The organism is Type-D symbiont of Plautia stali (assembly GCF_001485335.1).
Taxonomy (GTDB): Bacteria; Pseudomonadota; Gammaproteobacteria; order Enterobacterales; family Enterobacteriaceae; genus Pantoea; species Pantoea vagans_C.
Genome location: NZ_BBOC01000060.1, coordinates 1 through 14,767, shown reverse-complemented (window position 1 = coordinate 14,767; position 14,767 = coordinate 1). Strand labels below are relative to the sequence as shown.

Genomic DNA, 14,767 nt, shown 5'->3' with positions numbered 1-14,767 from the left:
ATTCTTAATATCAAATAACGCAATCGATAGATAAAAATAGCATTCCTCTCTTATTCCACGCCGCTGGCACATCTGGCACAGCATCTGTCCGCTTTAACACAGCCGGTTAAACGTGAGTGATTTACGTTGTTGATCAACACATTGTCTGCTCAACCGCAGCCCGTCTTTCACCGGAGGTAACGTCGCGATGAACAACCTGCATTACAAAAGCTTGCTGGAAATTGGACGCCTGATTCAATCTGGCGACATCACCTCAGTTGCCGTCACCGAAGCATTGCTGACGCGCATCGACACCCTGGACAGCGACTTACATAGTTATTTCTATGTGATGCGCGACAGCGCGCTAAAACAGGCGACAGAAGCCGATGCGGAAATTGCAGCAGGTAAGCTGCGTGGCCCGTTGCATGGCGTCCCGATTGCGTTGAAAGATCTGATCTGGACCAAAGATGCCCCCACAGCCACGGGATGATCATTCATAAAGACCGCTACCCGACAGAAGACTCAACGGTGGTCGATCGCTTCCGCGCTGCAGGTGCGGTGATTCTGGGTAAACTCACCCAGACCGAAAGCGCCTTTGCCGATCATCATCCAGAAATTACCCGGCCGAATAACCCGTGGGGCAGCGCGCTCTGGACCGGGGTCTCCTCCAGCGGTTCCGGTGTCGCGACGGCTGCGGGCCTGTGCTATGGTTCCATCGGTACCGATACCGGCGGTTCTATCCGCTTTCCCTCCAATGCCAATGGTCTCACCGGTATCAAACCCACCTGGAGCCGTGTGACGCGCCATGGTGCTTGTGAACTGGCCGCTTCGCTCGATCATATCGGGCCAATGGCACGTTCTGCCGCCGATGCCGCAGCCATGCTGCAAGCGATTGCAGGACGTGATGACAAAGATCCCACCTCCAGCAGTGAGCCGGTGCCGGATTATCTGGCTTTGATGACGCGCGGTATCAGTAAGATGCGCATCGGGATTGATAAAGCCTGGGCACTGGAAAAAGTCGATGCTGACACACGCGCCGCGCTGGAGTCAGTCATGGTGACCCTGACCTCACTGGGTGCAACCCTGGTGGAGATCACCATCCCGGATACCGAGAAAGCGGCGGCAGAGTGGAGCGCGCTCTGCGCGGTGGAAACCGCCTTAGCGCATGAAGACACCTATCCCGCGCAAAAAGATCAGTACGGTCCAGGGCTTTCTGGCTTGCTGGATCTGGGACATCAGGTGACCGCACTGGAGTATCAGCGTTTGCTGTTAAGTCGTGCGGCGCTGCGTGGCGATATCTCGGCGCTGTTCAGTCAGGTTGATTTGATCCTCGCTCCTGCCACCGCCTATGCCGGACTTACCTGGGACACCATGACCCGTTTTGGTACCGATCAGGCACTGTTTAACGGCGTGCTGCGCTATACCAGTGCATTTGATGCCAGCGGACACCCCACCATTACCTTGCCCTGTGGCATGACCGCCGCCGGTGCGCCCATTGGTTTCCAGTTAGTCGCCGCGCATTTTGATGAAACCGCCATGATTCAAGGCGCCTGGGCTTTCCAGCAGGTCACTGACTGGCATAAAAAACATCCCGCTCTTTAACCCTTCTCGCCAGCCCGCACCGATAGCCCGGTGCGGGTTCACCACCCTTTTATGGCCTGATAATTGCTTAATTTGTGGTGATTTCGCCCTTTTTCGCCAAGTTTAGGGGACGTAGCTATGAAAGAAAATTTCACCACGGATCATTTAGACAATCGTCATCGCTTTGATGCCTGGCGCGATGCGGTCTGTTCACGCTTAATCAAAGCCGAAGCCCGACAGGTACAAGCCGGCGCGTTTTCCGGCAGTTTTGGCTATTCGATGCTGGGACATGTTGATATTGCGCATCATGTTTCGCAAACCGCCCTGGTGTGGCAACGCACGCCAGAGTGTATCCGTCGCCACCCTAACCATGACTTATACCTGGGATACGTGCGTTCTGGCCACGGCACCTTGCGCCAGAACGATCATCAGTCCCGTGTCAGCACCGGTGATGTGGTGATTTACGATGCCGCCACGCCGTTTGATTTCGCCATGGAAAACGTGGCCATCAATATTGTGCATTTGCCGCGTCAGATGATTGAGAAAGAGGCACCCGCGATTGCCAAACTGGCAGGAAAAACGCTGGACCTCAGCCGCCCCGGCATGACCTCGCTGAAGCAACTGCTGCAGGAGGCGTTTATCTTTAACGCCGAATGTGAGAACTCTTTCCTTGCAGAGCAGTTCGCCAATACGCTGATCAATATGATTTCGGTGAGTGTGAATCTGCAGAAAGGTGATGACGCCTTGAAACCGGATCTCTATTCACGGGTGGTGAGCTATTTGCGGCAAAACTTGCAGGAAGCCGATTTATCGATGGTGCAGATCGCCAACGCCCACCATGTCTCACCGCGCACCATCAGCCGGGTTTTTGCAGCGCACGGAACGACCCCGATGAATTTTGTCTGGCAGGAGCGTCTTCTGGCGTGTCGTAAAGTGCTGGCAGAGGGGAAAGCCCGCAACATCACTCAAGTGGCACTCGATCATGGTTTTAGCGATATGTCGCACTTCAGCCTGGCATTCCGCAAAGCCTTTGGTTACACCCCCAGCAGCTTGCTGCGCCAGACCGAGAGCTGATGCCCGACTATTTCTGCAACTGATTGATCACACGTTCAGCAGTGAATTCCAGACTGCTGCGCGTGTTCATCGCTTCTGTGCGCATAAAGCGATACGCGCCTGACTCATCCAGACCAAAGGCTTGCATCAGCACCCCTTTCGCCTGCGCCAGTCGGTCATGCCTCATCTGACGCTGCTGTCGTGCTGACACTTCAATACGTAATTGCGCGCTCTGCTGTGCGGCCTGCCAGGTTCCGATCATCTGCACAATCAACGCAAAAGGGTTAAGTGCGCGTTCAGCGATGGCGCTGGGTTGAAGCTGCAATAGCAGCGGGAACAGGCGTGCATCCTGGCAATTTGCCAGCGCAATCGCGGGGATATGTTGCTGTTTCAGGGATTTAAATAAGCGTATCAGTGGTGTCTGGTGCTGCGATTCAATCGCCACCAGCAGCAGCTGTGTATCCGCAGGGACGTCCGCTTCAGGCGGCCAACTGTGCTGCGCCTGGCATCCCAGCTGCGTCAGCGAGGCGCAAAACGCCCGCACGCTCTGAGAATCAGGATGGAAAATATGCAGCCGAACGCCAGAGAGTGTTGCCAGCAATGATTGCTCATTCATGTTTCACCTGTGTGCCACCTGATAAAGGAAGCATCACAGTAGAGCAGTACCGTTTGATCTGCTGTGTTGTTACAGTCGGGTGCTGTGTCGGTAGGGACAGAGTGCGAGCGGATGCCCACACTTTGTCCCTCTCCCGCCTAAAGACAATCTATGCATGAAAACCCAAAAACTGTTCCGCGACGCTGGCGCTGGGCTGCGTGCGCGGATCAATCTGCTGCACGATCTGCCCCTTCTCAATCACATGGATCCGATCCGACAGGGCGTAGAGAAATTCAATATCCTGCTCCACCAAAATAATCGAAATATCCATTTCATGGCGCAGCCGCTGCAAGGTTTCGATGATCTCCTCGCAAATGTTGGGTTGTATCCCTTCCGTTGGCTCATCCAACAGCACCAGTTGGGGTTGCCCACACAGGCAGCGCGCCAGGGCCAGCAGTTGCTGTTCGCCGCCTGACAACGCCCCGCCCGGTTGCGCCAGCAAACGTTTAAGCCTGGGGAAAATCTCCAGCATCTGCTCGATAATCTGCCCGGCACGGGAAAAATGCTTCACACAGCCCATACGCAAATTCTCTTCCACCGTCAGCAGCGGGAAAATCTGCCGCCCTTGCGGCACAAAGCCAATACCGGCCGCCGCCCGCTGATGCGCCTGATAGCGAGTGATATCGATGCCGTTCAGCGCAATCGAACCCTGCCATGCTGGCAGCTCACCCATAATCGTGCGCAATAAAGTCGTTTTCCCCATGCCATTGCGGCCCAGCACGCCGGTGAAGGATTTCGCGCCCACAAACAACTCGGACAGGTGCAAAACCGGAATTTTGTTGTACCCCGAGACCATCTCTTTTATTTCAAGCATGTTTAATCTCCAGATTGCCGAGATATGCCTCTTTGACCAATGGATTCTGCGTCACCTCGCGGAAACTCCCCTCCGCCAGCACCGCCCCCTGATTAAACACCGTAACCTGCTGTGCAATCATGCTGATGAACTCCATGTCATGCTCCACCACCACCACCGTGCTCTGTTGGTTGATGGCTTTAATCAGTTGTGCAGTTTTACGCACTTCCTGATGCGTCATACCCGCTGCGGGTTCATCCAGCAACACCAGTTGCGGGCGGGAAATCAGGATCATCCCCAGCTCCACCCACTGACGCTGACCGTGTGCCAACTCCGAAAGCACGGCATCCTGTAGATCCAGCAAACCGATATCCACCAGCACCCGATCAATCGCCTGTGGCAATTCCGCCTTGTTCAGTTTGTTCGCCGCCGCCTGCCAGAGATTTTCCCGCACGCTTAATCCTTCGAACACGCTCGGTACTTGGGTCTTAATGCCAATCCCCAGCCGGGCAATATCCCAGGGGCGCTTGCCCGAAATCACCTGATCGCGGTAACGGCACTCACCCCGCGTGGGCGTCACCTGACCACTGAGCATTTTAAAGAAGGTACTTTTGCCCGCGCCGTTGGGGCCAATCAGGCAGCGCAGCTCGCCTTCATGCAGCGTGAAATCCACCTCTTTCACCGCATGCACGCCACCAAAGCTGACGCCCATTTTGCGCGTTTCCAACAAGATGTTAGCCGTCATTGTTTCACCTCACTTACCTGCGCCGCACGCGTCGTCGCCATAGGGCGCTTACGTCGCCACAGCCGTTGCAGCGTCGGCAAAATGCCGCCGGGGATCAGCAGAACAAACACCGCCAGAATCACACCAAGCACCAGGTTAACGTCAACGGTTTGCTGCGCACCCAGGCGCGTCACCATCCACTGCAACAGCACACAGCTGATCACCGGACCGACCAACGTGCCGCGCCCGCCGACAATCACCCAGATGATGATCTGCGCCGACTGGCTGATGCTGAACACGCCGGGGCTGACAAACGCGCCCCAGTTGACATAAAGACATCCTGCTAAACCAGCAATCGCCGCCCCGATGGCAAAGGTGCCCAGCTTGTGGGCGGGCACGTTATAGCCAAGCAGACCCGCACGCTGTTCGTTTTCACGAATCGCCACCACCGTTTTGCCAAAGCGACTCAGCAGCACGAACTTCAGTAGCGCATAGCACACCGCCAATGCCCCGGCGGTGACCATAAAGATCGCTTCCGGCGAGAGGATCGCATCCGGCTGGAACGGCAGGTTAAGCGTTGGCACCGAAGGTATGCCGTTAAAGCCGCCCAGCAGCGCTTCACCGATATGGTATTCACTGCCGGAGGTCGAGTTCACCCAGTTGAATAACACCAGACTCACCGCTAAGGTGATCGCCCCAAGATAGACGTCGCTCACACCGCCATAAAAAATCACATAGCCCAGCAACAGCGCGAACAGGGTTGGCAGCAGAACCGCCATCACCACCGCCCAGGTCGAATCCCCCCAGTTAATGGCACACACCGCGTAGGTATAGGCACCCAGGCCAAAAAAGGCCGCCTGACCAAAACAGAGGATCCCGCCATAACCCCAGATAAACGCCAGGCTCAGTGACAGCAGTCCCATCACCAGAAACACGGTAATCGACAGCAAGGTATACAGCTCAATGGCGCCAGAGAGCCACAGCGCCACGAATACAAACGCCAGGGCACCCAGTAAAATGCGCATTTTTCCGGTAACAGTTTCATTACAGCGATCTCCTGAAGAAGCGACCGGTGATGCCCTGCGGTAACAGGCGAAGCAGGACAATGGCGCTCAATAGCAGCGCCACCGCGCCAAACACCGGAGTGGAGAGATAGGTCACCAGCTGCGAGATGGTGCCAAACAGTGCAGAGGAGGAGAGCGTGCCAGCGATGATCGCGCTACCGCCACCAATCACGGTGATAAAGGCCTTGGCGATAAAGCTCACGCCAATTGTCGGGATCACCCCGGTGATGGGGGCCAGCAGTGCGCCACCTAATCCAGAGAGTGCGGCACCCAGCCCAAAGGTTAAGCTGTAAATTTTGCCGGGATTACTACCCAACGCTGCGGCCATCCGCGCGTTCTGCATGGTGGCGCGGGCGCACAGCCCCAGTGTGGTAAAACGCAGTAGCAGCCACAGGGCCGTCACCAGACAGAGCGCAAACACAATCATAAACAGCGAGTAACCGCTGGTACTGTAGCTGCCGACGCTCACGCTCGGTAGTGGCGAACTGATGCCCAGCGTGGTGTTGCCAAACAGCATGGTGGCCGCACCAATCAGCGCCAGGCTTAGGCCCCACGTCGCCAGCATGGTGTCGATCATCCGGCCATACAGGTGGCGAATGATGACGCGCTCTATCACCATGCCGAAAACGCCAACGCTGATCGGTGCAATCATCAGCATGGAAATCCAGATCGGCACGCCAAAGTGGTTAGTCGCCAGGATAGCGCTGTAGCCACCCAGCATCATAAATTCCCCGTGCGCCATGTTGACGATTTTCATCATGCCAAACACCACCGCCAGACCCAGACTCATGATCACCAGCACCGCGATGGCGTTGAGCACTTCAATGCCGTAGATAATCGACAGATCCATAAATGACTCCTGTTACAGCTCGATCTGATACTGTTTGGTATCACGCGGATTTTTCTTCAAATCGCACACCATGGCGGTATCAACCGGGGCTTGATCGGTAAAGGTCTCGAGAATCTTCATCTGGTGGTTCTCGACCTCGGCGATATGCACATCCAGCGAACAGTGGTGCGTGGCGGGGTCGACGGTTAATTTACCGCTCGGTGAGGTCAACGTGACTCCCGACTCCAGCGCTTCAATCACCTTCATGCGATCGATATCCCCGGCTTTACGCACCCCTTCGGCCCAAATCAGCATGCCCTGATAAGCCCCCATCGCCAGATCGCTGATGTAGATGTCGCCGTAACGCGCATGGAATTTGTCCACGAAGGCTTTGTTTTCTGCCGACGGGATCTCCTGCATGTAGTTCGCCGCCACCAGAATGCCGTTGCTCTCCTCCGGTGACAGGATGATATGTTCATTGCCACCACCAAACACCGTGGACGCAATCGGGATCTTGCCGCTCATCCCCGCCGCGTGCCACTGGCGATAAAACGAGATATGTGCGCCGCCCACCAAGGCTGACCACACCATGTCGGGTTTGGCGCTCTGGATTTTGGAAATCGCCGCGCCAAAATCGGTGACGTCGAGCGGGAAAAACTCCACCGTCATCACTTGACCGCCGTTGTCATGCACCGACTTTTTCACCCATGACGAAACGATCTGCCCGTAGTTGTAATCAGCGGCCAGCACATAGACTTTTTTGCCCCACTTTTTCATCGCATAAGGCACCAACTTCTCCACCGTTTGTGCTGGTGTGGAGCCGGAGGAGAAGTAGTTGCGGTCGCACACGCCGCCTTCGTACTGCGCAGGATAGAAGTAGAGTGAGCGGAAACGATCTAACACCGGGCGAATCACTTCGCGTGATGCAGAAGTAATCCCGCCATGCACCACCGCCACTTTGTCTTTCAACGCGGCCTGTTGCGCGTATTGTGCATAGAGTTGCATGTTGGACTGCGCATCATAGTTGATGATTTGCAGCGGTCGGCCCAACAACCCTCCGGCAGCATTGATCTCTTCGGCTGCCAGATTGATCGCGTCCGACATCGGTTTACCGTAAATATCCAGACCACCCGAAAGGTCGAGAATACTCGCCACTTTGATGGCGTCTTTAGTGTCGGCGGCAAACGTCAATTTTGGCGCTACACCCGCCGCTAAACCCAACGCTGAAACGGCTGATCCCTGAAGAAAAGAACGACGACTAATAGCCATAGCACCCTCGCAATGAAGTTAATTTAAATAGCAGGTATGGGAATGAAAAACAGAAGAGAACGGCAGACAGCGTTGTCTGCAGGAATGCGAGAAAAGAGCCACGACACTGGGGCTTGTAATTTAGATTAGCAATAAGTGGGCCAGATTTAAGGTTTGTAGTGATATTTAAGCTAAAGGCAACCCGAAGGCCGCACCCTACACCTTTTTGCACACTTTAATTTCACGACCAATATTAACCCCACCTGAATAAATGCACTTTAAAATAGCAGTCAGCACTATTTAAGTGCAAAGAAAGTGCACCACCACACCTGTCCGATATAACACAGCAGATGGCAATATCAACAAAGAGTTAATTATCAAATTAGTTAACGTCATTAGCGCTGGCTGTTTTTCCACTCACCTAAATATTGAGGAGTAGCTATGTCGGACCATTCGGTATTACCCGCTGATGCCGCATTGAAAATTCGGGCTATCCAGTCGCTACTGGCAGAAAAAGGGTTTCTGAGCCAGGAAGTGACGGACACTATCGTGGACTATTTTGAGACCAAAGTCGGCCCACGCAACGGTGCGCAGGTGGTTGCCAAAGCCTGGCGCGATCCCGAATATAAGGCGCGCCTGCTGGCTAATGGCCGCGATGCCGTGAATGAATTAGGTTTCTCCGGTTTCGAAGGTGCCACCCTGCATGTGCTGGAGAACACTGCCAGCGTGCATAACGTGGTGGTGTGTACGCTCTGCTCTTGTTATCCCTGGCCGGTACTCGGCCTGCCGCCGATCTGGTTTAAATCAACGCCCTATCGTTCACGCGTGGTGATCGATCCGCGCGGCGTCTTGGCCGAATTCGGCACCGATATTCCCGCCAACAAAGAGATTCGCGTGTGGGACAGCAATGCCGAAATTCGATATTTCGTGCTGCCGGAACCACCCGCCGACTGCGAAGGGTTAAACGAAACCGAACTGGCCGCGCGGGTCACGCGCGATTCGATGATTGGTACGCGTCTTCTTTAAACGGAGCATAGCCATGAATAATATCCATGATTGCGGCGGCATGCAGAATTTAGGCCCAATAGACATTGAAGCAGACGAACCTAATTTTCACAGCGATTGGGAAAAAGATATTTTTGCCACCACGCTGGTGTTTTTTATGAGCGGAAAAATCGTGCTTGATGATTTTCGTTACGAGATAGAGAAGATGCCGGTGACGGAATATCTGCAATCCAGTTATTACGAACACTGGCTGTTCGCGATTGAACATTTAATGTGTAAGACCGGTGTCTTCACCGAGCAGGAATTACAACAGCGTCTCGCCGAACTCTCCGCCTGAGGACACAAGATGAATACATATACCCCACAGGGTTATCTCGATTTAATTACCACCCCTCCTAACTATCATCGCCCGGTCGAGGTCGCGCCTGAATACCAGCCTGGCGATACCATCATGACGCACAACTTGAATCCGCTGAGTCACACCCGTCTGCCCCGCTATGCGCGTGGTAAGAAAGGGGTGATCGTTGAGAACTACGGCGCTTGCGTATTTCCTGACGCACTGGTGGCTGAACAGCAGGAAAAGCCGCAATACGTTTATCTGATTAAATTCAGCGCCAGCGAGTTGTGGGGGGAGACGCATGAGAATTTCAGCGTCCATCTCAGCGTCTGGGCCGATTATATTCAGGGCAAAATCGAGGATGCGCCACATGGATGAATTAAACGCCATCATTGCACAAGTCAGCGAAGCCGATCCGGCCTTTGCCCAGCCCTGGGAAGCGGATGCTTTTGTGATTGCTGTTGCCCTGTCACAGCGCGGTTATTTTAGTTGGCCGCAATGGGTAGAACAATTTGCCAGCGAGATCCGCACGGCCCCACAGCGCAGCGATGAAAGCGCGCACACCGCCTACTATCGCCAATGGTTGAGCTGTCTGGAAAAAATGCTGTCACAACACCAGTTGATCCCGATGTCGGAACTGTTGATGCGTGAAGAGCAATGGCGTCAGGCTTTCCTCAACACCCCACACGGCAGCCCGGTTGAGTTAGCTGCCGCGGCATGCCCGCCCGACCATCCACACCACCACCACCATGATCATCATCACGATGCGCAGCCGGTGATTGAACCCCTGCGCGTGTTTGCCGCCCTGAGCTGATGAAGGAGCTTGCATGAAAGTGCTGAGTAACAAGCAAAAAGGCGGTGCGGTGATTGGCGGTGCGCTGCTGTTTAATCTGCTGGTGATCGGGACAGCCCTGGTCACCTTTCAACACTCACCCGCTGCTTTAAGCGTGGCGCTGCTTGCCTACTTGTTTGGTTTGCGGCATGCCGTTGACGCCGACCACATCGCCGCCATCGACAATGCCACGCGCAAGTTAAGCAATGAAGGCAAAAGCCCTTTTACCGCAGGCATGTGGTTTTCACTCGGCCATGCCTCCGTGGTGTTGGTTGCCTGTCTGATCTTTGCCTTAACCACTCAACCGTTGCAGCAGATGTTTCCCGGTGTGAAAGAGATTGGCGGCATGGTCAGCACGCTGATCTCAGGCGCTTTTTTACTGCTGCTCGCCTGGGCCAACAGCCGGACCCTGTGGCAATGCTTTAAAAAACGCCAGTGGCTACTGCAGGGCCATACCGCGTTGCAGCCCGATGAAGGTCATCATCATGGGGTATTGACCCGACTGTGCGCGCCGCTGTTCCGCATGGTGAGCAAGAGTCATCATTTGTTCCTGATCGGTTTTCTGTTCGGCATCGGCTTTGATACGGCGACCGAAGTGGCGATTTTTGGCATGTCCGCCAACCACGCCGCAGGCGGTGAGGCTATGCTACACATCATGCTAATGCCACTGCTGTTTACCGCAGGCATGATGTTGATCGACACTACCGACGGCGTGATGATGTTGAAGCTGTACCGCTGGTCGCAGTTTGATCCGCTGCGCAGCGTTAATTACACCATCGCCATCTCCTCACTGTCGATCATCGTGGCCTTCGCCATTGGGTGTTACGAGGTCTCGACGGTGTTGCAATTGAATACCCTGCTTTCACCCGCACTGGATGGCGTGATGGAAGCGGTCATCAGTCAGATGGGTTGGGTGCTGATCGCCAGTTCAATTGGCGTGTGGCTGCTGTTTTCCCAGCGTGCCCGGCGGCGAGACGTCGCTTAAAAGATTGATTGTCATGCTGGGGCACATATTCTTGTGCCCCATTCACTAAACTCTCCTCTCCACCGAAGGTGTTAATGAAGAATCACCTTCGCGACCAAGAATATTCTGAGCATCAGTCCATTTCCAAAATATGCTGCCAAAGTGTAAGCACCAAGTTGAAACTAATAATCATTCTCACTAAGGTGTTTCCACTTTTTCTCCTCTACAAGGAAGTGGTTGAATACCATGGCAAAGCCTCACTACGCCCGTTCTCTGCTGAGCACATTCATCACAGCAGCACTCTTCATTCCTGCGGTTCAGGCCGATGAAAACCCGATTACTGAACCCACACCCAATGCGTCAGGTCAGCAGAAAGCACTGACTATTTCGGATAAGAAAAGCACAAGCGATAACACCATGGTGGTAACCGCCCGAGAGCAAACATTACAGGCACCTGGCGTCTCCACCATTGACAGCTCGGCGATTAAAAAGCACCCGATTCAGCGTGATGTCGCGGAAATTATCCGCACCCAACCGGGGGTGAATTTAACCGGTAATTCGAACAGTGGTCAGCGAGGTAACAATCGTCAGATTGATATTCGCGGCATGGGGCCGGAAAACACCCTGATTTTAATTGATGGCATGCCGGTCAGCAGCCGTAATTCAGTACGCTATGGCTGGAGCGATGAGCGTGACACCCGTGGGGATACCAACTGGGTGCCGCCGGAGATGATTGATCGTATCGAAGTCATTCGCGGTCCAGCGGCAGCGCTCTATGGCAATGGCGCGATGGGTGGCGTGGTCAATATTATCACTAAGCCCGCCACCGATGAATGGCATGGTAATTTCAATACCTACTTCAATGCGCCAGAACATAAAGATGAAGGAGCCACCAAGCGTTATAACGCCAGCCTCAGCGGCGCACTGGCCGATAATCTGACATTACGGCTATACGGCAACTGGAATAAAACCCAGGCCGATGCGCAGGATATTAACGAAAGCCATACCACTCCGCGCATCGGGGCTTATGCCGGCAGTTATCCTGCCGGGCGAGAGGGGTTTATTAATAAAGATATCCACTCTGCCCTGCGCTGGGAATTTATGCCACGACAGGCGCTGGAATTAGATGCCGGTTTTAGTCGTCAGGGCAACCTGTATGCGGGGGATACCCAAAACACCAATACCAATGCGTTAGTACAAAAGTATTACGGCAAAGAGACCAATGTGCTTTATCGCCAAACCCTGAGCCTGAAATATACCGGTGCCTGGGATAACGGCGTGACCACCAACAACTATGTGCAGTTTGAGAAAACGCGCAATACCCGACTCAATGAAGGTTTGTCGGGGGGGATTGCCGGGATCTTCAACGCGTCCGATGAAGGCTTCTCCACGATTACGCTGTATGACACTAACCTGCACTCAGAGGTCAACATTCCGCTTGATGCCTGGGTGAGCCAGACGCTGACGTTCGGTGCGGAACTGAACCATCAGGCAATGCGCGATCCAGCCTCCAATACAGAAACCACCACCGCCGGTGGTGCAGTGAACGGTATATCCAGTGATGGCCGCAATCTTTACAGCTCCGCCGATATTTATGGCATCTACACCGAAGACAATATCGAACTCACCGACTCCACACGCCTGACACCAGGCATTCGTTTTAATCATCAGAGCATCAGTGGCAGCAACTGGAGTCCAGCACTGAATCTGTCGCAAGAACTCGGTGATGACTTCACGCTGAAACTCGGCATCGCACGCGCCTGGAAAGCCCCTAATCTGTATCAAACCAATCCCAACTACCTGCTGTTCAGTAAAGGCCAGGGCTGTTACGCCAGTGCCAGCTACTGTTATTTGCAAGGTAACAGCGATTTGAAGGCAGAAACCAGCGTCAATAAAGAGATTGGAATTGAGTACCACCATGATGATATTCAGGCCGGATTGACCTGGTATCGCAATGACTACCACGACAAAATTGAAGGTGGCTATAACCCCGAATACAACAACGGCACTTCTGATGTTTATAAGTGGGAGAATGTGCCGAAAGCCGTGGTACAGGGTCTGGAAGGTACGCTGAATTTCCCTATCAGCGATGCGTTATCCATGAAGAACAACTTCACCTACATCATCGATAACGAGAATAAAACCACGGGCGATTATCTGTCGATCATCCCGAAATATACCATCAACTCCACGCTGGACTGGCAGGCAACTAACGATCTGTCCGTACAGGGCACGCTGACCTGGTATGGTCGCCAGAAACCTAAGAAGCTTAACTACAAAGGCGAAGCCACTTCAGGCAGTGAAACGCGTCAGGTTTCCCCTTATGCGCTGGTCGGCATGAGCGCCACATATAGCGTGACCAAGTATCTCGATGTCACGGCAGGTATCGATAATCTGTTCGATAAACGTCACTTCCGTGAAGGCAATGCGCAAAGCACCGGCAATGCGACCACCGGGGCTTATTTGTGGGGGGCAGGCGCCAATACCTATAACGAGTCAGGACGGACGTACTATATGGAACTGGGCATGCATTTCTGATTGAAACATCGACGGTCATCGCCATTAGGTGACCGATCCCTTTGTAAGGTGCGCAAGCGTGCGCACCCCTAACCCGCATTTAGGATCTCAATGTACCTGCGATTTTTATCTGTTTTTCGGCCTTTAACATTGCTGCTCTTATTCATTAGCAGCAGCTTATACGCTCGCCCGGATATGACCCCACTCGGACCCAACATTGCCGACAAAGGCTCGGCCTTTTACCATTTTTCAACTCGTGCATTCGATTCTGCCGATGGCATGCGACACTACAAAGTCTGGATCGGCCTGCCTGACAAAGCCCCGCCGCCAGCAGGCTATCCGGTGATCTATATGCTGGATGGCAATGCGGTAATGGATAAACTGCAGGAGCCGCTGCTGGAAAAACTGTCAACGCATAATCCGCCAGTGTTAGTGGTGGTGGGCTATCAAACCACACTGCCGTTTGATGTGAAGTCTCGTACCTTTGATTACACGCCGCCCGATAAAGAGCACGGCGAGGCCGGGTATACCTTTAGCCGAGGTCGTACCGGTGGCGGCAGCGTGGCGTTCCGCACTCTGCTGGAGCAGCAGATCGCCCCCGCAGTGGAGCAGGGTTTAGCGATTAACACTAAACAGCGCGCGTTGTGGGGCCACTCATACGGCGGGTTGTTTGTGCTGGACAGTTATCTCTCGTCGCACTTCTTCACGCGTTTCTACGCCACCAGCCCTTCCATCGGTCAGGGCTATTTTTCATTGCTGAGTCAAATGCAGGGGCTGGAGCCGGACCAGACTCAAGCAAAAGATCTGACGCTGATGGAAGGGAACGGCGATCGCCGTCGTGACAGCAATACCGCCGAACCCGACGTGCTTCGTGCGGTGCGTTCGACCGTCAATCGCATGGCCTCAAACGGCATTGCGGCACGCTATCAGCTTTATCCGGGACTGACGCATGGGCAGATGTTCGGAGCCTCGCTGGAAAATACCCTGAGCAAGGTTGCTCAGGATAAATATTTGCTGGCTGACATAGACGGCGTTAACTTCCGTTATTTCGGTGCGCATTTCGGTGCAAACCGGGCACATGGGTAACACTTTAGACCGGGCACATGGGTAACAGTTATAAATTGGCATAGCAGAGGAGACTCACTATGCCCTGGACTGAGACTGTTACCATGCAACGCCTTCACTT

Annotated in this window: 14 protein-coding genes and 1 pseudogene; 9 read left to right on the top strand and 6 right to left on the bottom strand. The window is 54.0% G+C overall.

The features are described from left to right. Positions 1–187 precede the first annotated feature (187 nt). Both PSSD_RS17935 and PSSD_RS17930 read left to right on the top strand, forming a co-directional pair. Positions 188–1,581 (top strand): annotated as a pseudogene (locus PSSD_RS17935) (amidase). 117 nt (positions 1,582–1,698) lie between these two features. After that, the gene (locus tag PSSD_RS17930; RefSeq protein ID WP_058973156.1) at positions 1,699–2,634 is read left to right on the top strand and encodes a helix-turn-helix domain-containing protein; all 936 of its coding nucleotides are present in this window, start codon (positions 1,699–1,701) and stop codon (positions 2,632–2,634) included. A gap of 7 nt (positions 2,635–2,641) precedes the next feature. Here PSSD_RS17930 and PSSD_RS17925 read toward each other — a convergent pair whose 3' ends face one another. From PSSD_RS17925 to PSSD_RS17900, 6 genes are all read right to left on the bottom strand, one after another. Next, positions 2,642–3,229, bottom strand: coding sequence for an ANTAR domain-containing response regulator (locus tag PSSD_RS17925; RefSeq protein ID WP_058973155.1), 588 nt, complete (start codon positions 3,227–3,229; stop codon positions 2,642–2,644). Between the two features lie 148 nt (positions 3,230–3,377). Then, positions 3,378–4,082 carry an ABC transporter ATP-binding protein gene (locus PSSD_RS17920; protein ID WP_039337180.1) on the bottom strand — a complete coding sequence of 235 codons (705 nt, stop codon included), beginning with the start codon at positions 4,080–4,082 and terminating at the stop codon, positions 3,378–3,380. Further along, positions 4,075–4,806 (bottom strand): ATP-binding cassette domain-containing protein, encoded by a 732-nt coding sequence (locus PSSD_RS17915; protein ID WP_058973154.1) that lies wholly within the window; start codon positions 4,804–4,806, stop codon positions 4,075–4,077. The genes PSSD_RS17920 and PSSD_RS17915 overlap by 8 nt, the downstream gene beginning before the upstream one ends. Continuing rightward, positions 4,803–5,810 (bottom strand): branched-chain amino acid ABC transporter permease, encoded by a 1,008-nt coding sequence (locus PSSD_RS17910; protein ID WP_058973153.1) that lies wholly within the window; start codon positions 5,808–5,810, stop codon positions 4,803–4,805. Before PSSD_RS17910 ends, PSSD_RS17915 begins: the two co-directional genes overlap by 4 nt. A 19-nt stretch (positions 5,811–5,829) precedes the next feature. Next, entirely contained in the window at positions 5,830–6,699 is an 870-nt protein-coding gene (locus PSSD_RS17905) for a branched-chain amino acid ABC transporter permease (RefSeq protein ID WP_058973152.1), read from the bottom strand. A 12-nt stretch (positions 6,700–6,711) separates the two neighbouring features. Further along, on the bottom strand, positions 6,712–7,947 hold the full coding sequence (locus tag PSSD_RS17900; protein ID WP_058973151.1) for an urea ABC transporter substrate-binding protein: 1,236 nt from the start codon (positions 7,945–7,947) through the stop codon (positions 6,712–6,714). A gap of 420 nt (positions 7,948–8,367) precedes the next feature. Between PSSD_RS17900 and nthA the strand changes: the two genes are divergently transcribed. The 7 genes from nthA to PSSD_RS17865 all read left to right on the top strand — a co-directional run bounded on the left by nthA (position 8,368) and on the right by PSSD_RS17865 (position 14,667). Next, complete coding sequence (gene nthA, locus PSSD_RS17895; protein WP_039336543.1) at positions 8,368–8,952, top strand: nitrile hydratase subunit alpha; 585 nt, start codon at positions 8,368–8,370, stop codon at positions 8,950–8,952. 13 nt (positions 8,953–8,965) lie between these two features. Next, a complete protein-coding gene (locus PSSD_RS28460; protein WP_058973150.1) occupies positions 8,966–9,268 on the top strand; it encodes an SH3-like domain-containing protein in 303 nt (100 codons plus the stop codon). Positions 9,269–9,277: 9 nt separating this feature from the next. Then, positions 9,278–9,646, top strand: a complete 369-nt coding sequence (locus tag PSSD_RS28455; protein WP_058973149.1) for an SH3-like domain-containing protein — start codon at positions 9,278–9,280, stop codon at positions 9,644–9,646. After that, the gene (locus PSSD_RS17880; protein ID WP_058973148.1) at positions 9,639–10,082 is read left to right on the top strand and encodes a nitrile hydratase accessory protein; all 444 of its coding nucleotides are present in this window, start codon (positions 9,639–9,641) and stop codon (positions 10,080–10,082) included. Before PSSD_RS28455 ends, PSSD_RS17880 begins: the two co-directional genes overlap by 8 nt. A 13-nt stretch (positions 10,083–10,095) precedes the next feature. Beyond that, the gene (locus tag PSSD_RS17875) at positions 10,096–11,085 is read left to right on the top strand and encodes a HoxN/HupN/NixA family nickel/cobalt transporter (protein ID WP_058973147.1); all 990 of its coding nucleotides are present in this window, start codon (positions 10,096–10,098) and stop codon (positions 11,083–11,085) included. A gap of 225 nt (positions 11,086–11,310) precedes the next feature. After that, positions 11,311–13,602 (top strand): TonB-dependent siderophore receptor, encoded by a 2,292-nt coding sequence (locus PSSD_RS17870; protein WP_058973146.1) that lies wholly within the window; start codon positions 11,311–11,313, stop codon positions 13,600–13,602. Positions 13,603–13,692: 90 nt separating this feature from the next. Beyond that, positions 13,693–14,667: an alpha/beta hydrolase gene (locus PSSD_RS17865; RefSeq protein WP_064511469.1), complete on the top strand. Its 975-nt coding sequence runs from the start codon at positions 13,693–13,695 to the stop codon at positions 14,665–14,667. Positions 14,668–14,767 lie beyond the last annotated feature (100 nt).